We start from the raw sequence: 19,706 nt of genomic DNA, 5'->3' as shown, positions 1-19,706 counted from the left end.
CGTCAGTGCGCGAGGGGGCTCAGAAGTCCTCCGGTACGACCGTGTCGACCCAGTGGCGGAACCGAGCGACCTCCCGGGCCTCGCTCGACCCGTCGTAGTCCTCGGGGACGTACTGGCCGAACTGTGGCTCCTCGGAGAGCGCGTTCGGGAAGAACAGCTGTGAGCCGTTGGCGGTGTAGTTCTCGATGGCGCTCTGGCCCTCGGGGCTGGTGAGGTAGCCGACGTACGCCATCGCCGCCTGATAGTTGACGTTGTCGTGGACCGCGGGGTTGACCGGGATGACGCCGTACGGGTTGCGCAGGATGGCCGGACCGTCCTTCAGCGGCCCCTGGACGTGGACGACGAGGTCGACGTTGTCCTGCATCGAGAGGTACGTCCCGCGGTCCGAGAGCGTGTAGCCGCCGCTCTGGTTCGCCGTGTTGAGCGTGTCGCCCATCCCCTGACCGGTCTCGCGGTACCACGACCCGCTGGGTTCGACGCCCGCCTCCTCCCAGACGATGAGCTCCTTCTTGTTCGTCCCGGAGTCGTCGCCCCGAGAGAAGAACGTCGCTTCCTGCTCGGCGATGGTCGCGAACGCCTCCGTCGCGCTCGTCGCGCCGTTGATGCCCGCCGGGTCGTCCTCGGGCCCGACGACGACGAAGTCGTTGAACATCACGTCGCGGCGGTTGAGGCCGACGCCGTCGCTGACGAACTCGTCTTCCGCGCCGCGGGCGTGGACGAGGATGCAGTCGGCGTCGCCCGCCCGGGCCGTCTCGATGGACGCGCCGGTCCCCTTCGCGACGACGTTGATGGTGATGCCGAACGCGTCCTGGAACGCCGGGTTGATGGCGTTGAGCAGGCCCGTGTCGTCGGTGCTGGTCGTCGTCGCGAGGACGAGTTCGTCGTCGCCGATGGCGGCGTCGCCGCCGGAGCCACCGCCGTCACCGGTCCCGTTTCCGTCCCCCGAGCCGTTGGAGTCGTTCTCGGCCGGTCCGTCGCCCCCGAGACAGCCGGCGAGGACCAGCGCGCTGCCCGCTCCGGCCGCCTGCAGCAGTCGTCGGCGCGTCGCGCCCCAGTCACGGCCGCGTTCTTCCGTCATGGATACAACTCCGTTCTCTCACGACCGGTATAACGCTTGTGACGAATCGTTCGGTGTCCGGTGTTTTTGTGGTCCCACCGCCCACGTGGAACATGGACCCGGGGTTCGAGGCCCGACTACGCGAGGGTGGGGAGACGTTCGAGGAGCGCGACGCGACGCTGCTGCGCGCCGTCGACGAGGCGGGGTCGCTCAACGCCGCGGCCAACGGCCTCGGTCGATCGTACGCGCGGTCACACGAGCGCATCGACGACCTCGAAACCGCGTTCGGGCCGCTCGTCGAGCGGCAGCGCGGCGGCGCGGGCGGCGGCGGGAGTCGACTCACTGCGAACGCCCGACGACTGCTCGCGCGCTTCGACCGGTTACGGGCCGCACTCACCGGGACGGCGGCCGTCGAGGAGACCGTCCTGGAGGGGCGCGTCGTCGCTCGCGAGGGCGAGTTGACGACCGTCGAGACGGTCGCCGGGTCCGTCCGCGCGCTCGCGCCCGACGTCGACCGGGTGCAGGTCGTGGTTCGTGCCGACAGCGTGACGCTCCACGACCCCGCCGAGGCACCACCTGCGGGCGGGACGAGCGCGCGCAACCGCTTCGACGGGCGCGTCGCCCGCATCGACCGCGGGGAGGCAGTCGCGCTCGTCACGGTCGCGGTCGGCGAGGGCGACGCTCCGGGTGACGACGCGTCCGTCGCCGACTCCCCGACGCTCGCGGCGCTGGTCACCATCGACAGCGTCGAGCGCCTCGCCCTCGCGCCGGACCGGCCCGTCGTCGCGACGCTGAAGGCGACGGCGACCCGGGCGACGCCCGCTCCCGACGTCTGACAAGGCGACGGCGGGCGCGGGCGCTCGCGCTCAGACCAGCGCGAGCGCGTCGTCGACCAGTTCGGTCAGCTCCTCGCGGGTCACCTCGTCGACGTCGGCGAACGGTTCGCGGGGCTGGCCCGCGGGTGCGCCGCGGTCGCGCATCGCCGCCTTCAACCCCGGGATGCCGTGGGTCTCGGTGACGGCGACGTTCAACTCGACCAGCTCCGCGCCGAGCTCTCGGGCGTTCTCGTCGTACTCGCGGTGGGTGTCGTACACCTCGCTCGCGGCCTCGGGGACGACGTTCGCGAGCGCGAGGATGCCGCCGTCGGCACCCGCGTCGAGCGCCGGCGCGTAGACGCTGCCGCTGCCGACGAACAGGTCGAAGTCGGCGGGTGTCCGCCGACGGAGTCGCTGGAACGTCCCGACGTCGCCGCTCGAGTCCTTCATGCCGTGGACGTTCGGGTGGTCGGCGAGCGTCTCCACGGTGGCGGGGTCGAGCGCGACGCCGGTGAACTGGGGGACGCTGTAGAGGTACACCGGGATGGGGCTGGCGTCGGCGACGGCCTCGTAGTACCGCCGGAGCGCCGCCTGGTCGTGACCGTAGTAGAACGGTGTGACGACGAGCGCGCCGTCCGCGCCCGCCTCGGCCGCCCGCTCGGTCTGGCGCTCGGTGGCGGCCCGGCCGGGGTGGCCCGTGCCCGCCAGCACCGGGACGCTCGCGGCGTCACAGACGACCTCGGTGACCCGCGCCCGCTCGTCGGGGGTCATCAGTGGGGCCTCGCTGGTCGAGCCACAGGGGACGAGGAAGTCGACGCCGCGTGCTTCCAGCCACTCGACCGTCGCCGTCAGCGCCGCCTCGTCGACGTCGCCGTCGTCGAACGGCGTCACCATCGGGACTCCAGTGCCGTGCATACCGGCGAGTAGGGTGCCGGTCGCTTCAATCTCACCCACCACCCTGCCACCCACCACCCCGCCACTCACTACACAGCCGCCACCCGTCGACCCGGCGCGCGCTCGCTGAGGGGTGGCGGTCACCCGACTGCTCGGGCGGCGACCGTCCGTGCCTACCTTGCCGACTCCGAAACCGACCTGTAGTGGTGCAGAGAGCGGCATACGCACGTCTGACGCGGATTTAAGTCCCGACCGACACATGCCGAAACCGGGCGCGCGCTGCGGTCTCGTCCCCATCCTCCCCACCGCGCGCCCGGCGATTCTCGAGGGCATGCTGGCGTCCGCCGGTGCGTCTCGGGCACGCACCGGCACTTCCACCTGCGGCACACGACCTCGGCGACCGTAGCGTCGAGCGGCGAGTAGAACCGCCGAGAGCGAGCGTGACCGAGAACGACCGGGCGGCGTCGAAGAGGAACGCGACCTGTCGAGAACGGGCGAGAGGACGAACAGTGTCGAGGAGGACCGCTCAGGCGGCCGCCTCGCCGGTCAACTGGTCCCGGACCGACTCGACGAGTTCCGGTTCGGCGATGAACGCGATCTCGTCGCCGGCACCGATCTCGGTCTGGGGGAGCGGGATGGTCATCGGTTCGTTCCGACTCCCGTGGGCGTAGATGAGCACGCCGTCGGGCACCTCGACCTCCACGACACGCTGGCCGACCACGTCCGACTCGTCGCCGACGACGACGCTCACCGCCGAGAGGCTCTCGGTGAGGTCGCCGAGCACGTCGAAGTCACCGCCGAGCAGCGCGGTCTTCGCGCCGGCCGCGCCGAGGCGTTCGGGGTAGATGACCTCGTCCACCTCGGCGGCGTACTTCTCGTAGATCTCGGCGTGGTAGTCGTCGTCGATGCGCATGACGGTCCGGCAGCCGTAGGCGTCGCCGATGACACACGCGCTCAGGTTGACGTTCAGGTCGCCGGTCAACCCGCCGAGCGCGTCGGCCTCTTCGATGCCCGCCTCGCGAAGCGTCTCCTCGTCGTCGCCCTCGCCCTGGTAGGCGGCCAACCCCGCGGACTCCGCACGTTCGACCTTCTCGGGGTCGTTGTCGACGATAGCGACCTCGTGGCCCTCCGAGCCGAGGATGTCTGCGGTCCGAATCCCGACGCGCCCGTAGCCGGCGATGACGAACTTCATGACTCCCTCTCCCACGCCGGTCGTAAAAAGGGTAGCCCCGAGGGCGACCGTTCCCCCCGAGCAATCGGGTGGTCCGTTTATGCGCTCTCGGGTCGTGTGTGGGTCCATGTCAGGGGCGACGACGGTGCGGAAGGTTCTCCTCGACAACTCCGACCAGCGGGCGTGTCGAACGGTGTGGGCGGCCGTCCAGAACGACACGCTCGACGCGCTCGACGCGACCGACCTCGCGGAGGCACTCGCCGTCACGGACGGTGACCTCTGTCTCGTCGGCCACGACAATCTCGCGGACGTCTACGTCCGTCGAGACCCGACCCGTGGGTTCGAGCGGTTCACCCTCTGGCCGCCGTGGAACGTCACCGACTTCGACAGCGGCCTCGCGCGGACGGCGGTCGTCGCGGTGCTCGACGACCTCACCCGCCCCGAACTGCTGACGTTCGACGACTCGCCGTTCGCCCACGGGGGCGTCCTCTCGCGACTGCCGGGACTCGGCTGGCCCTGAGGCGTCCCGACAGAAAGCCTACGTGCCGTCGCTCGGACCGAGCAGTATGCCCGGTCTCCCGCCGTCGCTCCCTCCCGAGCAGGTCGCCGGCATCGCCTTCGCCCTCACCACCCTCGTCGCGAGCTTCCGCCTCGCTGCCGGGCCCGCGACGGACTGGGTCGGGTCGATGCACCACCGTTACGGCGTCCCCGGTCGACTGTTCGCGCTCGTGAGCGTGGGTGTCGGCGCGTGGGCGGTCGTCGGGACGGTCGCGTGGGGACTCGGCGCGTTCGAGTGGACACCGTGGCGGCCGCTCGACGGCTACACCCTCGCGGCGGTCGCCGTCCCCCTGGCGCTGTGGGGAACGGGGCAGGTGCTCCGTGGCGACCGAGCGAGAACGGAGGTTCGGACCTGAGACGCGGGTGTTCAGCGACCGGCCCAGTGCATGCCGGTGCCCTCCAGGTCTTTCCCTTCGACCGAGGAGCGCAGCGCGTCCATCCCGTCGTCGCGGTCGACGCCGAAGTTCTCGGCGTACAGTTCCTCGACGCGCTCGACCTCGCCGGGCGTGAGCGGCGGCGTCTCGCTGGCGGCCGCCCACTCCGAGATGTCCTCGCGGGTGCGGAACGTCGGCGTGACCGAGGCGACCTCGTCGTGACTCAGGAGCCACTGGATGGCGGCCTGGGCCATCGTGCGCTCGCCGTCGCGTTCGAGGAACCGGAGGTTCTCGATCTTCTCCCACCCCGTCTCGTACCACGCGTCGGGTCGGAACCCGCGGTGGTCGCCCTCCTCCAACTCGGTCTCGGGGCGGACCTGCTCGTTGAGCAGTCCCGAGGAGTGCGGGACGCGTGCGACGACGCTGGTGTCGGCGTCGCTCTCGCGGATGGACTCGATGAAGTGGCGGCCCGGCACCTGCTCGAACAGGTTGAACACGGTCTGGACGGCGTCGAAGTCGTGTTCGACGGCGGCGTCACCCTCCGCCAGCCAGCCGATGGAGGGACCGAGCGCCCACCCGACGGCGTCGACCTTCCCCTCCTCGCGCCACTCGTCGAGCAGTTCGAGTACGTCCTCGTCGACCTCGCCGACGTTCGCGTTGTGCAACTGGAGGAGGTCGACGTAGTCGGTGTCCAGCCGGTCCAGCGACGTCTCGAACGCCTCGCGGAGGTACTCCGCGTCCATCTCCTTGGGGAGTTCGCCGTGGCCCGCCTGCGGGTTGTTGTAGAAGTCGTAGCCGACCTTCGTCGCGAGCGTCACCTCGTCGCGGACGTCCGCGAGCGCCTCGCCGACGAGTTCCTCCGAGCGACCGTGGCCGTAGACGTCGCCGGTGTCGAAGTAGGTGATGCCCTGGTCGAGCGCGAAGCGGAGCATCTCCTTGGCGTCGTCCTCGGAGCGGTCGCCCCACCAGTCGGTGCCGACGACCCACGCGCCGAACCCGACTTCGCTGACCTCTACGCCGGAGTCGCCGAGCGTCCGGTAGTGCATACTCGTGGCTAGCGGACTGAGGAACTTATCAGGCGCGGTTGGAGTCCGAGCGCGTGGTCAGGCGCTCGCGGTCGTGGTCGTGGCCGTCCCGTTCGTGGACGCGCTGCCGGACCCGGCCGAGGCGCTACCGCTCGCACTGCCCGACGTGCCCGAACTCGCGGACTCGGACGCCGAACTGGAACTCCAGCCCATACCGAACGACCCGAACGAGACGCCGTCGGCGCTGACGGCGACGCTGACGCTACTGCGGAGGCCGTCGCCGCTCTTCGCGGTCGCCTCGTCGCGCGTCAGTTCGAGCGTGTCGCCGCTCCGGTAGACGTACACCGACTCGCCGGGGTCGAGCGGCGCGCCGGTCCGGAGGACGGCGTTCAGCGTCTCCTCGCGCGCCGGTTCGTCGGAGTCCGGTTCGTTCGTGGTGACGTTCAGTTCCGCACCCGCGGGCAGCGTGTCGGGGCCCTCGTTGGTGACGGTGAGGTACGGCGTCGAACCGCCGTCCCCGTGCGTGTTCACGTCGGCGTCGACGCTCACGTTCTCGAACGCGACGTCGGGCACCTCGCTCACCCAGTCGGGCCTCTCGGGTGACGCGCCGAGTTCGACCAGTCGGTACTCGATACGCTGTTCGTAGTCGCCCATCCGCTGGTCGGTGTGGACGTCGACCTCGTGGACGACGCCACGCTCGTCGACGACGAACCGCGCTTCGAACGTCCCGTTGAACTCGGCGTCGTCGCGGGGTTCGGTGGCGGCGAGCGTCGTGAACGTGTGCTCACCGTCGGTGACGACCCGTTCGACGTCGTACGCGCCGATGTCGAGGTAGCGTTCGAACGTCTGGCTCTGTGCCACGCCGAGGCGCGACGCCAGCGCTTCGACGTTGTTGTACGTCGTCTCGTTGCCGCGGTCGATGCGCGTGACGACCGAGTCACCGCCCCAGAGTCGCTGGCGGTAGTCGCCGGCCGGTCCGTCGTACGACGGCGGGGTGTGGACGCTCGTTCGAGCATCGAAGGTGAACCGGTCGGCGGACGGACCGACGACCCACTGGGCCGTCGTGGTCCGGTTGCCGAACGTGCTGCTGTTGGTCGTCGAACTGGAGTTCAGGACGTAGCCCTCCGCGAGCAGCGTCTCGTTGTGTGCCGCCGCCAGCGAGGAGGCGTTCTCGACGCCCGACTCGTTCACACCGGGCGGGAGGTCCGCCTCGGCGGGGTCGAGTTCTTCGGGCGTCGTCGTCTCGTCTGCCGTCGTCCCGGTGTCGAACACGCCGGTACACCCGGAGAGGAGCACCAGCGCTGCGAGCAACACGGGGACCAACCGTCGTGTCATACGGTTTGATGTTCTCGCGTGGGGTAATCAAGCCACCGCAACGTGTGATGCCGCTTCCCGCGAGGCTCAGTCCGCGGTCGGTGCCGTCGTCGTCCGGTCCGTCCGTCGTTCGACTCCTGTGTGACGCGGACCCCACCGAGTGAGACGTCGTCGAGGCTGAACTGGACGCCGACGTCCCCGTAGAACGAGGAGTCGTCGATAGCGGTGGACCGCGAACGGACCAGGTCTGCCTCCCACCCGGAACGATAGACGTAGACCGTCTCGCCGGGGTCGATGGTCTCGTCGAGCGTGATGACGGTCGGTGCGGTGGTCGCCGACGGTTCGTCGTCCACCTCGAAGTCGACCTCCAGTTCGGTGCCGGCCGGAACCGCGTCGTCGCCGGTGTTCGTGACACCGACGGCCGAGTGGTCGCTGAGGAACTCGGCGTCGAAGCTCAGGTTCAGGTCCGCACTCTCGCGGACGCCGTCGACCCAGTCGGGTTCCTCGGGCGACGCGCCGAGTTCGACCAGTCGGTAGTCGAGGAGACCCCACACCGACTCCGGCCCGCGGTCGATCTCGACGACGGCCTCGTGGACGACGCCGCGTTCGTCGACGACGAGGTGGCCGTCGTAGGCCGGGTCGTCTTCGGTACCGTTCGCGTCGGCGGCGACGAGCGTGGTGAACGTGTGGCCGTCGCGGGCGACCGTCGACTCGACGGTGAAGTTCGCCGCGTCGAGGACACCCTCGTAGGTGCTCGCTCGCGTGACACCGTCACGGGGGTCGTTGGAGGCGTCGTACGGGCCAGCGATGACGCTGTCACGAGTCGTGAAGTTGGTTCGGACGAACTGCTCGTCGCCGTCGAGCCACAGTCGGTCACGCACGCGCTGTGAAACGACCGACCGGTTCTCGTAGGGCCAGAGCGTCCGCACGGAGTCGCTCCGGAGCGTCTCGGCGTCGACACCGACGACGACCGTGGCCGTCTCGTTCACGATGCCGCTTCCCGGTTGGTCCGTGACGACCGTACCGTCGAACACGAACCCCTCGTCCAGCAGCGTCTCGTCGTGCGCCGCCGCGAGCGCGGAGGCGTTCTCGACGCCGTTCACAGTCACGCCGGGCGGCAGGTCGGCGTCGGCGGGGTCGATCTCTTCGGGGGTGGAGGTGGCGTCCCCGCCGAGTGCGCCGAGACACCCGGAGAGGAGCAGCAGTGCTACCAGCGACAGGGGGACCAGTCGTCGCATAGCTCTCGAATCGTGACGGTTCGGTATAAGTTTCGTGTCCATCGCCACATCACGAACCCCGTCCGACGCGCGCCGGCACCCTCGGAACCGGGTCAGGGTCCGCGCGGACTGACGACCCCCTCGCACAACGGAAACCCCTATGGCCGCACCGGGCCAACGCGGTTGCATGACGAAACGGCACGTCTCGCTTCCGTCGGACGCCGCTGCGGGGTTGCAGGCGTTCCTCGACGAAGTGGACGAGCGACTGTCGGGACCCGAAGACACCTGTGACGTGGTCCGCGACGTTCTCGTGGACCTCTACGGCGACCGCGAGGCGTGGGAGCGCTGGCAGGACGGCGGCGACGTCTCCGCCGCCGAGCGCGTCCGCCTGCAGGGGTACGACCCGTGCAACGCGACGGTCGAGGCCGAGTACTACGCCGAGAAGGACGAACAGCGGTTCAAACGCTCGAAGCACCTCCAGTGGCTCTGGCGGCAGTTCGACGCGACGCCGATGGCGGACAACGTCGACTTCGCGCTCCAGTTCCGCCAGATGCTCGCCGACCATCTGTTCGAGGAGGCCGGCGAGAACCTCCGCATCTTCAAGGGCGTCACGTTCTCGTACGGCCACAACATCACCGTCGGCGACAACACGGTCATCCACGACGACGTCCACTTAGACGACCGGGGCCGCCTCGACATCGGCGCTCGGGTCTCGCTGTCCGACGGCGTCCACCTCTACAGCCACGACCACGACATCGTCGACCAGACCGAGGTGAGCAACTTCCACACCGTCGTCGAGGACGACGCGCGGGTCACCTACGACGCGATGGTCCGCGCCGGCTGTACGGTCGGCGAGAACAGCGTCGTCGGCGCACGCGCGGTCGTCCAGGGCGACGTCCCCGCCCACCACGTCGCCGTCGGGATGCCCGCTCGCTCTATCTCCGTCAAACCCGGCTTCGAGGACGTCGCCGACCCCGTCCCCGAAGACGGCAAACTGACCAACCACCAGTCCGACCGCGAGATTCCCTACGACCTCCCCGACGACCTCGACACCTTCGACGAGTTCGGTCGGGACCTCGGCGGACCGGTGAACCCACACGAACGGCCGTAACCCTCCCGACCACCACCGACGACGGACGGCTTTTCCCTCCACGGCCCAACCGACAGTATGGACAGGCGAACCTTCCTCCGGGTCGCCGGCGCGGGGACGCTCGCTGGTCTCGTCGGTGTCGCCGGCTGTCTCCAGTCGGACCCGCCGACGGCCGAGGGCGGCACCGCGACGACGACCACCGGCGACGGCCAGTCGGTCGTCGCCGAGACGCTCGTCACCGACCTCGAAGTGCCGTGGGGCGTCGCGTTCCGCGACGACGACCCCGACGACGTCTACCTGACCGAGCGGCCGGGGCGCATCGTCCGGGTCCGAGACGGCGAACGCTCGGTCGTCGCCGACCTCGACGACACCGGCGCGACCGGTGAAGGCGGTCTGATGGGGCTGGCGTTCCACCCCGAGGACTCCTCGGTCGCGTTCACGGTCCAGACCTACGAGGACGACGGGACGAGAAACCGCGTGTTGCGCCACGCCGTCGACGACGACTGGGCGAGCGAACCGGTGTTCGAGGGCATCCCCGGCGCGCGCTACCACGACGGCGGCCGCCTGCTCGTCCACGACGACTCGCTGTTCGTCACCGCGGGCGACGCCACCGACGCGGACCTGGCACAGGACCCCGAGACGCTCAACGGCTCGATACTCCGCCTCACGTTCGAGGGCGACCCGCACCCCGACAACCCGGACGTTGGCCACCCAGCGGTCTACACCTACGGCCACCGCAACCCGCAGGGGCTCGCGGTGGGTGCGGACGGCGAGACGCTCTACCAGACCGAACACGGCCCCGAGACAGACGACGAGGTCAACCGCATCCGGCCGGGCGAGAACTACGGTTGGCCGACCGTTCGCGGCACCGAGTCGGGCGAGGACGGGCAGTTCGTCCCCGCGCTCGCCAGCTACACGCCGACCATCGCCCCCGGCGGACTCGCAGTCTACCCCGACGACGGGGCCATCGACGCCTGGCAGGGTGACCTGCTGTTCGGCACGCTCTCGGGGACGCACCTCCACCGCGTTCGCCTCGACGGCGACGACGCGGTCACGCTCGACGAGCGACTGTTCGAGGGGGAGTTCGGCCGCCTCCGGACGACACTCGTCGGCCCCGACGGCCACCTCTACGCGACGACCAGCAACCGCGACGGTCGGGGGTCGCCGTCGGAGGACGACGACCGACTGCTGCGGTTCCGCCCGGAGGACGGATGACGGACGACGAGAACGGGGACGACCCGAACGACGCCTCCGCCCACGCACCCTCGGACCGCGCGCCGCGCGCCGTCGCCATCAACGTCGCCGCGAACACGAACCAGCCGGGGTTCCGCGGTCCAATCCACCCCGACGGCACCTTCGAGTACATCCCCATCCCGGAGACGAAGCCGACGCGCGACTCGGTCCCCACCTACGCCGACCTCGACGTGGAGACGGACGTGAGCGACGTGGCGGAGACGCCGCTGCACTTCGACCCGGAGTTCCCCGAGGCCGGCGGCGAGCGCTACACCTACGGCGACGAACACGGCGTGAAGGCCCGCCCGCTCTCGGAGTTGCGTGCCGACGACTGGCTGTTCTTCTACGCGACGCTGAGCCAGCGGGGCGACCCGGCGTGGTGGCAGTCGCCGCGCTGGGGGGCGTACCTCGTCGGCGGGATGTGTCTCGCCCGGGACGCCGTCACCGGCGAGCAGTACCGCGCGATGGACGACGCCGAACGCGAACCGTTCCGGACGAACGCCCACGTCCGCCGCGAGACGTTCGACGCCGAGGTGTTGATACTCGGCGACGAGGGACGGTCGCGGCTGTTCGAGCGCGTGGTTCCGCTGTCGGGGCAGGAGGCGGGCATCGACGCCAACCGACTTGTCGTCGACCTGTCGAGCGACTCGGGGAAGGGGCCGTGGTGGCGACGCCCGATGCGGTTCGACGCGGGGGCGACCGCCGAACTCCGGCGGGTCGTCACAGAGCGCGACCTCGAATCGTGTTTCTGAGCGACGGAGCGACGGCGTCGCCTCGTTAGGCTGTCCTTACCAGCCCAGTAGCTGGCGCTGCCCCTCCGCGAGTTCGAGTTGCTGTCGCGTGTAGGCTGGCGTTTCCGGGTGGTTCGCGACGGCCTCGGCGGTGAGCCAGTGGACCTCCGCGACCTCCGTCGGGTCGACGGAGACCTCGCCGCGTTCGTACCGACAGAGGAACACGACGTTGACGACCCCCTCGCCGGTGTCTGACTCGAAGGCGTTCGACTGCACGTACGCCATCGTCGTCGCTAGCTCGACACCGACCTCCTCGCGGACCTCGCGGCGGACCGTCGCCTCCAGGACGTCCGGCCCCTCGTCGTCGCCGTCGGTCGTCCCGCCGGGGAAGCCGAGTTCGCCGGCGGCGTGCTCCTCGTCGGGACTGCGTTCGACGAGCAGGTACTCGCCGTCGCGGACGACGACGGCGTCGACGTTGACCAGGTACGCGGGGTCCGAATCCGTCATTGCGGTAGGTGTACGACCGGCCGGCAAGTGTCTTCCCCTCCGTGTCTCGTCAGTCGTCGCTCGGTTCGGCCGCCCAGCCTCCGAGGCGCGTCGGGTGGGGACCGTCACCCTGGCCGGTCACCGTCGGCGGGTCGTAGGCCGCCTCGGTGGTCTCGGCGTCGTCGGCCTCGTTCGGTAGATCCGGTCGGTCCGGACGGGTCGCCTCCAGACCCTCGACCGTCAGTACGTCGCCGGGCCACCCGTCCTCGTGTGCGGGGTCGAACGAGACCCGACCGGTCGCCTCTAGCGCACGGAACGCGTGGTGGCTCCGGTCGGCGGCGTAGAGGCGGTCGAACTGGGCCGCCGAGAGCATCCCGAAGTGTGCCAGTGGGCCGTCCTCGCGGCTGGCGGTCCGACCGCGGAAGCGTCGGTACAGCGGTCGTGCGACCCCGGCCAGCGGCGAGTCGGCGACGGCCGACCGGAGCCGACGCGTCGCGACGGTGACTCGGCTGTCGGTCGCCTGCGTCCGGGCGGCGGCCGACGCGTCCACCTCGGCGACGTCGGCGTACAGCGTCTCGACGAGTTCGGTGTAGCGACGTTTCTCGGCGCGGCCGGCGGCGGGAATCGCTCCCCACGCCGCGGCGACGGTGGGGTCCCACAGCGGGAACCACCAGTCGAGACCGGCGTGTTCGTAGATGCGGCCGTCGCCACAGAGGAACTTCGCCTGGCGCTCTTGCCACTCCCACGCGGCGTAGGCACTCGTGCGGTCGCTCGTGTCACAGACGTCCGCGACGCTCTGCCAGACGCGCAGTCGGAACGTGCGGTCGAGGCGCTCGTCGCACTCGAACTGGCAGTAGTGGCGGTCGAGCACGCTCTCGACGAGGTCGGCGGCGGTCGCGCTCCCGTCGAGCAGGCGGTCGGGCAGGTGGCCACCGATCTCGGCGACGGTCTGGCCGGGGACGACGACGCTGTCCGCGGGGAGCCACCCATCGGCCAGCAGCTCCTCGACGGCGGGCAGCGCGCTCAGGTTCGGGATAGCGTCGAAGTCGTCGGCGCGTTCGTAGTACGACTCGCGGTCGGGGCCGTTGAACCAGTCGTACCAGTCGTCGGCGGTGTACTCGACGTGTCGCCACGGGAGGTCGAGGGCGGCGGCGACGTCGCGGGCGACCCGGACGTCTGACGAGTCCGCTCGGCCGTAGGTGAACGTCCGGACGTCCTCGGCACCGAGGCGCACGAGCATCGTCGCGACCAGCCGCGAGTCGTACCCGCCGCTCAGCGGGACGGCGATGGGCCGCCCGTCGGCGACGGCGAGACAGCGCTCGAACGCCTCGACGAGCGCGTCGTCGAGGGCGACCAGTCTGTCGGTCGGGGTCGCCTCGGGTTCGGCACCCGTCGTGCTCGGCGCGTACGTCCAGTGGCGTTCGGTCACCGCGGGGGCCGTCGGTCGCGTCCCGCCGGCGCTCGTCTCGAAGGCGAGGAGTTCGCCTGCTCTGAGCTGTCTGATGTCTCGGTACAGCGTCTCGCCGCCGGTGACGTACGTCGTCGAGAGGTACTCGGCTTCGGCGACGGTGTCGACGGCCGGGTCCGCGAGACGGGTTCGGAGGGCACGGGCGCTGTCGGAGACGAGGTCGGCACCGGGGGCGTAGAACAGCGGGATGCTCCGGACGTGGTCGGTCGCGGCGAACACCGTCCCCTCGACGACGCGGACGACGGCGAAGAAGCCCTCCAGTTCCTCGACGGCCGCGCGGAACGCCTCGCGGGTGTCGACGGCGCTGAAACGGTCGTGGAGCGCGTCCGCGTCGTACCGTTCGCCGTCGACGAACGCGGTCCCTCGCACCGCGGTTCCGGCCCCCCGGGTCCAGTCGTCGGGCCGCTGGAGGTGGACGTGTGGGTTCATATGTTTCGCTACTGGAAAGACACGGTTTAGTATACGTCCGCTACTGGGAGTTATTGCATGGGTATCACGTGTCACGGGGGCGACGGCGGGGACCCACGAGTGCTTGGTGGTCGGGTGCGTGGGTGGTGTATGGACACCGTCTCGCTACCCGAGGCTGCCGCGGCCATCGAGGAGGCGTGGTCACCTCGACTGCTCGCGGAACTGAACGGCCAGCACGTCAAACTCGCGCGGATGGAGGGGCCGTTCGACTGGCACGCACACCCCGACGCCGACGAACTGTTCCTCGTCGTCGAAGGGGCCATCAGCATCGAGTTCCGCAACGGGGTCGTCGACCTGGCCGAACACGACCTGTACGTCGTCGAGGCGGGCGTCGAACACCGGCCGGTCGCCGAGGCTCCGGCGACGGTCCTCCTGTTCGAACCGGCGGGAACGCGCAACACGGGCGACCGCGTCACCGAGAAGACGACCGACCTCGACCGGAACTGACCGCGGGTGTAACCGACCACGAGCGGCGGCGGGCGACTCCACGGACGTCACCCGCAACCGGGCAATCACGCGCGGGGGACGATACCACCGATACGACCGTCGGCAGGTCCGACGCACGCCCACCGACCGAACAGCTAAGAACGACAATCGGTAACGAGTCACATGGCTGGGGCGCAGCTCCGACGAGCGATCACGCTCGTGGAGAACGAGACCGGTGACAGGGTCGAGTCGGCACGACTCGTCGAGCAGATGACGACGAGCGAGGGGAGCGCGCTCGTCTACGTCGTCGAGACCGACCAGCGGGCGTACTGGGTCGTCGAGGACGACGCCGGCGAGGACGTCTACCCACGGCGCGAGTACCGCTCGGCGGACGCGGCGCTCGACGCACACGTCGAGACGACCGCGCCGTAACGAGAGCGGAGCGACGCTCGACGCACACGTCGGGACGACCGGAATCGACGTCGCCGACGCTGACCGTCGAATTCCGGTGCCGTCGGACTCATCGTCGCCGGCCGTCTACCCCCGGTGATGGTCCACGACCGGATTCACGCCCGACGCCCCGACCACCACGTCGACCGGTGGACGGAGGGGGTCGTCCCGACCGACGGCACCGACCCCGTCGAACTCCGCGTCACGCTCGCCGTTCGGGACCTCTTCGTCGGTCGACTCGACCTCGGACCGGAGGCGTCGCCGGTCGGCGAGCGCGTCTGGTTCCGGAAACACGGGGGCCGGTGAGCGACTCTCGTTCGGAGAGTGTCGGTCGCTCACCCGAGGGAGATGTCGAGGTACAGCATCACGACGACGCCGACGACGAGACCGAGCGTGGCGACCCGTTCGTGGCCGCCGCGGTGGGTCTCGGGGACGATCTCGTCGCTGATGACGAACAGCATCGCGCCCGCGGCGAACCCCATCGCGTAGGGGAGCAGCGGCGTCACCGACTGGACGGCGTACGCGCCGAGGACGGCCAGCGGTATCTCGACCAGTCCCGACCGGACACCGGCGACGGCGGCGTAGAACCGGCGGTCGAGGCCGGCGTTGATGGCGGCGACCGATACGGCCAGCCCCTCGGGGACGTTCTGGATACCGATGGCGAGCATCAGGGGCACCGCCGTCGCGGGGTCACCGCTGCCGAACCCGACGCCGACGGCGAGGCCCTCGGGCACGTTGTGCAGCGTGATGGCGAGGACGAACAGGACGACGCCGGCGAGTCTGTCGTCGTCGACCGGGAGGGAGTCGCCGGGGTTCGCCGCGTCGGCCCGCCGTCGACCCGTCAGGAGGTAGTGAGCGTGCGGGACGAGCACGTCCGAGCGGTCGAGAAACAGCGCACCGAGGAGGACCCCGACGAGAACCGGGAGCGGGTCGCCACCCGAGTACGTCTCGATGCCGGGGACGATGAGGCTCGTGAAACTCGCGGCCAGCATCACCCCGGCGGCGAACCCGAGCGCCCCGTCCATCGCGCGCTCGGAGGGGTCTCGCCAGACGAACACCAACGTCGCGCCGAACAGGTTGAGCGCGGCGATGAACACGCCACCCAGGAGACCACCGAGGACGGGGTTCGCTCCGACCCACTCGAACTGTCCGACGACCACGGCTGCGACCGGTCCTGTCACACCTCATCTCCTCCGTCTCCAGACGTGCTCGCGACGAGCATGAGTGTTGAGTCCAGAGTAGTGTGTGAGTCCGGAGTCTACCTCGTCGCGCACACCTCGGGAGCGACCCACGGCTAGCCGAGGCCGTCGATGTCTGTCGAGCGTGGTCGCCTGATGAATGGTCCACTGGTGGGGGTGGGGGGAAAACCGATGGATGGTCGGTGGACGACGGCCGACTCGACACCCTTCGGTGCTGAAATGGGTCGTTTGCCGCTTCCCGCTCTGGCGGTCGGTGGGTCGTTACACGGCGAGGGTCGATTGGGGACCGTCGAGGGACACGGCCCCGCTGTCGCTCGCTTTCTCGTTCGTAAGCGAGTAATATGGGAAGTGTTAACCGTTTAACGTGTTTCTAACGGTGTGTCGAGTTCCGCCCCTCGTCGCCGTCTCCCGTGCAACGATAACTGTTGCGACGGTCTCATTGACTTGACAGTCAATAACAAACATCGGACGGCGCACAGGACCTATCGTCATGTCGGGGTTGGACTCAGGAGCAGGTGGCGGCGGTGGTGCCGTAGACATTCGAACGATTCACGGGCTGACGGGGTTCCAGCGCGACCTGCTGTACTGCATCGCGGGTCTGGACAGACCGTCCGGCCAGTCGATACGCGAGGAACTGGAGGCACAGACCGACCGCGAGATCACCCACGGGCGGCTGTATCCGAACCTGGACACGCTCGTCAACAAGGGGTTGGCGGACAAAGGCGAGATCGACCGCCGGACGAACTACTACGCCATCTCCGAGGACGGGGTCGACGCACTGGTCGAGTACCACGAGTGGGGGTCGACTCGACTCCCGTGATTCGGTCGGTGTGAGCCGACGAGCGACGGCCGCATCGTCGAGGACTCGACCGAACACCGGACGACCGACGACTCGCGAGCGACGCGACCGCACGTCGGCCGTGAAATGCCGACGACGCAGTGGGGAGGGTCGACGACGCGGGCTCGGTTCGCACGGTACGGGCCGTCCACGGGACACCGACGTTCCGTCCGACACGCTGTCCGTACGACACTGGCCGTCGACACGACGCAGACCGTTCTCAGCGCCCCTCGAACTCCGGTGACCGCTTCTCGACGAACGCCCGGACCCCCTCCGCGAAGTCGTCGGTGCGGGCCGTCTCGGCCATCGCGTCGGTCTCGGCGGCGAGCTGCGCCTCCATCCCGCGGGTGGTGCTCTCGGTCAACAGCCGTTGGGTCCGACCCAGCGCGACGGTCGGTCCCTCGGCGACCTGTGCGGTGACGTCGGCCACCCGGCTCTCGAACTCGTCGGCCGCGACGCTCTCGGTCGCCAACCCCAGGTCGGCCGCCTCCTCGGGGTCGATGCGCTCGTTCAACAGCGCGATTCGTTTGGCCTGCCGCAGGCCCACGACGCGCGGGAGGAAGTACGTCGAGGAGCCGTCGCCCGTCGCGCCGATACCGGGGTAGCCGAACTGGAAGTACGACGCCTCGCTGGCGAGCACGTAGTCACCCATGATGGCGAAGCTGAACCCCGCGCCGACCGCCGGACCGTTGACCGCCGTCACGACCGGCACCTCGGCTTCGCGCAACTGGAACACCGCGTCGTGGAGCAGCGACGCGCCTTTTCGAATCTCGCCGGCGGCGTCCTCGCTGACGAACGTCGCCACGTCGCCGCCCGCACAGAACACGCCGTCGGACCCGGTGAGGACTAAACAGCGCACCGGCTCCTCGTGGAGTCGAATCGCGAGGTCGAACAGCTCCTCGGTCATCGTCCCGTTGAGCGCGTTCATCTTCGAGGTGCTGTGAATCTCCGCACGCAGGACGCCGTCCTCGAACGTCGTCACGAAGTTCTCGTAGTCGGGTTCGGTCATGGCTGTGGGTCACAGGGTGGTGGCAAAAGGGTTCGCTCGGGTCGCTGTCGACGGCCGCGGATGGGTCGGTACCGACTACTCCGGGCGCTGGAAGTCGGGGTCGAACATCTGTGCGGAGGTCGGTGCGGGGTCGCCGGGCGTGCAGTTGTACGCCGAGAAGTCCTCGACGCCGACCTCGCGCAGGAGGTCCTCGTCGTAGACGGCCTGTCCGGTGAACTCGCTTGGGTCGCGGTCGAGCAGTTCGAGCACCGTGTGCGCGAGGATGTCGGGAGTGCGCCAGTCGTCTTCGGTCCCAAGTCCGAAGTAGCGGGTCGCGCGGGTGTCGAGGGCCGTCACCGGCCAGAACGCGTTGGCGGCGATGTCGTCGCCGCGCAGTTCCTGGGCGAGCGAGAGCGTCACGAACGTCATCCCCATCTTCGCCCACGAGTAGGCGGCCTTGCCGGGCGCACTGGAGAGCTTCACGGGCGGGGCGTTGGTGAGGATGTGGCCGCCGCCGATCTCCTTGAGGTGCGGGATGAACGCTCGGGAGGTGACGTACGTTCCCCGGACGTTGACGTCCGTGACGAGGTCGAAGCGGTTGGCGGGCATCTCCTCGACGGCGGCGAGCTGGATGGCGCTCGCGTTGTTGATGACGACGTCGACCTCGCCGAACACGTTGATTGCCTCCTCGACGGCGTCGTGAATCTGGTCGGTCTCCCGGAGGTTGAGCTGGATGGCGTGGGCGTCGACGCCACGCTCCTCGCACGCCTCGGCGGTCTTGTGGATGGTGCCCTCGAGGTCGGAGTCGCTGTCGTCGACGGTCTTGCCCGTCGAGACGACGTTACAGCCGGCGTCGGCCAGCGCGAGTGCGATCTCCTTGCCCACACCGCGGGTGCTGCCGGTGATGAAGGCGGTTCGCCCGCTCAGGTCGGGTGCTTGGAAACTCATACCCCAACGTGGCCGACCGGTCACAATAACGTTCCCCTCACCGCAATCGCCGCCCCGCGTCGTCCTCCGGACGTTCCCCGACCGTCGCCGCTCTCAGCACCCCTCGAACTCCGGGTCGCGGCCCTCGATGCGCGCGCCGAACCCCTCCTCGTGGTCGTGGGTGTCGTACAGCGGCGCGGCGAGGTAGCCCTCCACGTCGAGGCCGTCCTCCAGGGGCACGTCGAGCGCGTGGTCGAACGCCCGCAGGGCGCGCTCCATCCCGAGCGGTGCGTTCTCGGTCAGTCCGTCGGCGAACGCTCGGGCGCGCTCGTCGACCTCGTCGTCGGGGACGACGTCGTTGACCAGCCCCATCCGTTCGGCCTCCTCGGGGGCGACGTACTCGCCGGTCAGGACGAGTTCTTTCGCCCGCGCCAGGCCCACGAGTCGCGGGAGGCGCTGGGTCGACCCGCCGCTCGGGAACACGCCCAGTTTCACCTCGACGACGCCGTACTTCGCCTCCGCACCGATGATGCGAAAGTCCGCCGGCAGGGTCAACTCGAACCCGCCGGCGACGGCGGCGCGCTTGATACCGACGACGACCGGCCGCGGGAATCGCTCGATGCGCTCGAACAGCGCCCGCAACTCCGTACCGATGACCTCGTGGAGCGCCGCACCGCTGTCGCGCATCATCGGGAGGTCCATCCCCGCACAGAACACCGGCCCCTCGCCCAGTAGCGTCACCGCCCGCACGTCCTCTCGGTCGGCGACGTGGTCGAACGCGTCCGTCAGGTCCGCGATGACCGCCCGGTCCATCGCGTTGCGTTTGTCGGCCCGGTCGATGAGTACGTCCGCGCGGTAGCCGTCGATTTCGACGCGAGCGTACCCGTTCTCGGCGGTGAACGCCTCGTGTGACATGGACTAGCGCTCGGGTGGTGGTGCCAAAAGTCCGCGGGCGGGTGCCCCGGCCGTCGCGGCGG

The 19,706-nt window shown here is 69.6% G+C and carries 22 protein-coding genes; 10 read left to right on the top strand and 12 right to left on the bottom strand.

The features are described from left to right. Positions 1–19: 19 nt before the first annotated feature. Positions 20–1,078: an ABC transporter substrate-binding protein gene (locus M1L36_RS10705; protein WP_250873726.1), complete on the bottom strand. Its 1,059-nt coding sequence runs from the start codon at positions 1,076–1,078 to the stop codon at positions 20–22. A 92-nt stretch (positions 1,079–1,170) separates the two neighbouring features. Here M1L36_RS10705 and M1L36_RS10700 point away from each other — a divergent pair, with 92 nt between their 5' ends. Beyond that, positions 1,171–1,893: a TOBE domain-containing protein gene (locus M1L36_RS10700; RefSeq protein ID WP_250873725.1), complete on the top strand. Its 723-nt coding sequence runs from the start codon at positions 1,171–1,173 to the stop codon at positions 1,891–1,893. Between the two features lie 30 nt (positions 1,894–1,923). Here M1L36_RS10700 and M1L36_RS10695 read toward each other — a convergent pair whose 3' ends face one another. Then, entirely contained in the window at positions 1,924–2,787 is an 864-nt protein-coding gene (locus tag M1L36_RS10695) for a dihydrodipicolinate synthase family protein (RefSeq protein ID WP_250873724.1), read from the bottom strand. Between the two features lie 505 nt (positions 2,788–3,292). After that, entirely contained in the window at positions 3,293–3,958 is a 666-nt protein-coding gene (locus tag M1L36_RS10690) for a potassium channel family protein (protein ID WP_250873723.1), read from the bottom strand. A gap of 106 nt (positions 3,959–4,064) precedes the next feature. On the opposite strand from M1L36_RS10690, the gene M1L36_RS10685 reads away from it, so the two are divergent. Together M1L36_RS10685 and M1L36_RS10680 are read left to right on the top strand one after the other, a co-directional pair. Further along, positions 4,065–4,457, top strand: coding sequence for a hypothetical protein (locus M1L36_RS10685; protein ID WP_250873722.1), 393 nt, complete (start codon positions 4,065–4,067; stop codon positions 4,455–4,457). Between the two features lie 46 nt (positions 4,458–4,503). Next, on the top strand, positions 4,504–4,851 hold the full coding sequence (locus M1L36_RS10680) for a hypothetical protein (protein WP_250873721.1): 348 nt from the start codon (positions 4,504–4,506) through the stop codon (positions 4,849–4,851). Positions 4,852–4,862: 11 nt separating this feature from the next. Here the strand turns inward: M1L36_RS10680 and M1L36_RS10675 are convergent, their stop codons facing one another. The 3 genes from M1L36_RS10675 to M1L36_RS10665 are packed head-to-tail and all read right to left on the bottom strand — an operon-like array spanning position 4,863 to position 8,446. Beyond that, complete coding sequence (locus M1L36_RS10675) at positions 4,863–5,915, bottom strand: aldo/keto reductase (RefSeq protein ID WP_250873720.1); 1,053 nt, start codon at positions 5,913–5,915, stop codon at positions 4,863–4,865. Positions 5,916–5,972: 57 nt separating this feature from the next. Next, positions 5,973–7,229 carry a hypothetical protein gene (locus tag M1L36_RS10670; RefSeq protein WP_250873719.1) on the bottom strand — a complete coding sequence of 419 codons (1,257 nt, stop codon included), beginning with the start codon at positions 7,227–7,229 and terminating at the stop codon, positions 5,973–5,975. Continuing rightward, positions 7,226–8,446, bottom strand: a complete 1,221-nt coding sequence (locus M1L36_RS10665) for a hypothetical protein (RefSeq protein ID WP_250873718.1) — start codon at positions 8,444–8,446, stop codon at positions 7,226–7,228. The genes M1L36_RS10670 and M1L36_RS10665 overlap by 4 nt, the downstream gene beginning before the upstream one ends. Before the next feature lie 166 nt (positions 8,447–8,612). Between M1L36_RS10665 and M1L36_RS10660 the strand changes: the two genes are divergently transcribed. The 3 genes from M1L36_RS10660 to M1L36_RS10650 are packed head-to-tail and all read left to right on the top strand — an operon-like array spanning position 8,613 to position 11,500. Beyond that, complete coding sequence (locus tag M1L36_RS10660; RefSeq protein WP_250873717.1) at positions 8,613–9,536, top strand: acyltransferase; 924 nt, start codon at positions 8,613–8,615, stop codon at positions 9,534–9,536. A gap of 57 nt (positions 9,537–9,593) precedes the next feature. Then, entirely contained in the window at positions 9,594–10,730 is a 1,137-nt protein-coding gene (locus M1L36_RS10655; RefSeq protein ID WP_250873716.1) for a PQQ-dependent sugar dehydrogenase, read from the top strand. Further along, positions 10,727–11,500, top strand: a complete 774-nt coding sequence (locus M1L36_RS10650) for an Nmad3 family putative nucleotide modification protein (protein ID WP_250873715.1) — start codon at positions 10,727–10,729, stop codon at positions 11,498–11,500. Before M1L36_RS10655 ends, M1L36_RS10650 begins: the two co-directional genes overlap by 4 nt. Before the next feature lie 36 nt (positions 11,501–11,536). On the opposite strand, the gene M1L36_RS10645 is transcribed toward M1L36_RS10650, so the two are convergent. Together M1L36_RS10645 and M1L36_RS10640 are read right to left on the bottom strand one after the other, a co-directional pair. Then, the gene (locus M1L36_RS10645) at positions 11,537–11,986 is read right to left on the bottom strand and encodes an NUDIX hydrolase (protein ID WP_250873714.1); all 450 of its coding nucleotides are present in this window, start codon (positions 11,984–11,986) and stop codon (positions 11,537–11,539) included. A gap of 49 nt (positions 11,987–12,035) precedes the next feature. Further along, positions 12,036–13,862 (bottom strand): asparagine synthase-related protein, encoded by a 1,827-nt coding sequence (locus M1L36_RS10640; protein ID WP_250873713.1) that lies wholly within the window; start codon positions 13,860–13,862, stop codon positions 12,036–12,038. Positions 13,863–13,991: 129 nt separating this feature from the next. On the opposite strand from M1L36_RS10640, the gene M1L36_RS10635 reads away from it, so the two are divergent. The 3 genes from M1L36_RS10635 to M1L36_RS10625 all read left to right on the top strand — a co-directional run bounded on the left by M1L36_RS10635 (position 13,992) and on the right by M1L36_RS10625 (position 15,083). Next, entirely contained in the window at positions 13,992–14,348 is a 357-nt protein-coding gene (locus tag M1L36_RS10635) for a cupin domain-containing protein (RefSeq protein ID WP_250873712.1), read from the top strand. A 162-nt stretch (positions 14,349–14,510) separates the two neighbouring features. Beyond that, positions 14,511–14,759: a hypothetical protein gene (locus M1L36_RS10630; protein ID WP_250873711.1), complete on the top strand. Its 249-nt coding sequence runs from the start codon at positions 14,511–14,513 to the stop codon at positions 14,757–14,759. A gap of 117 nt (positions 14,760–14,876) precedes the next feature. Beyond that, positions 14,877–15,083, top strand: a complete 207-nt coding sequence (locus M1L36_RS10625) for a DUF7861 family protein (RefSeq protein WP_250873710.1) — start codon at positions 14,877–14,879, stop codon at positions 15,081–15,083. Positions 15,084–15,112: 29 nt separating this feature from the next. Here the strand turns inward: M1L36_RS10625 and M1L36_RS10620 are convergent, their stop codons facing one another. Further along, positions 15,113–15,958, bottom strand: a complete 846-nt coding sequence (locus M1L36_RS10620; protein WP_250873709.1) for a ZIP family metal transporter — start codon at positions 15,956–15,958, stop codon at positions 15,113–15,115. 565 nt (positions 15,959–16,523) lie between these two features. Between M1L36_RS10620 and M1L36_RS10615 the strand changes: the two genes are divergently transcribed. Then, a complete protein-coding gene (locus M1L36_RS10615; RefSeq protein WP_250874053.1) occupies positions 16,524–16,796 on the top strand; it encodes a PadR family transcriptional regulator in 273 nt (90 codons plus the stop codon). Between the two features lie 238 nt (positions 16,797–17,034). Here M1L36_RS10615 and M1L36_RS10610 read toward each other — a convergent pair whose 3' ends face one another. The 3 genes from M1L36_RS10610 to M1L36_RS10600 all read right to left on the bottom strand — a co-directional run bounded on the left by M1L36_RS10610 (position 17,035) and on the right by M1L36_RS10600 (position 19,644). After that, positions 17,035–17,823 (bottom strand): enoyl-CoA hydratase/isomerase family protein, encoded by a 789-nt coding sequence (locus M1L36_RS10610; RefSeq protein WP_250873708.1) that lies wholly within the window; start codon positions 17,821–17,823, stop codon positions 17,035–17,037. A 75-nt stretch (positions 17,824–17,898) separates the two neighbouring features. Continuing rightward, entirely contained in the window at positions 17,899–18,750 is an 852-nt protein-coding gene (locus M1L36_RS10605; RefSeq protein WP_250873707.1) for an SDR family oxidoreductase, read from the bottom strand. A 93-nt stretch (positions 18,751–18,843) separates the two neighbouring features. Further along, on the bottom strand, positions 18,844–19,644 hold the full coding sequence (locus M1L36_RS10600) for an enoyl-CoA hydratase/isomerase family protein (RefSeq protein WP_250873706.1): 801 nt from the start codon (positions 19,642–19,644) through the stop codon (positions 18,844–18,846). Between the last annotated feature and the right edge of the window lie 62 nt (positions 19,645–19,706).

Origin of the sequence: Halomarina rubra (assembly GCF_023699475.1) — an archaeon.
Classification (GTDB): Archaea; Halobacteriota; Halobacteria; order Halobacteriales; family Haloarculaceae; genus Halomarina; species Halomarina rubra.
This window is presented reverse-complemented; position numbering and strand designations above follow the sequence as displayed.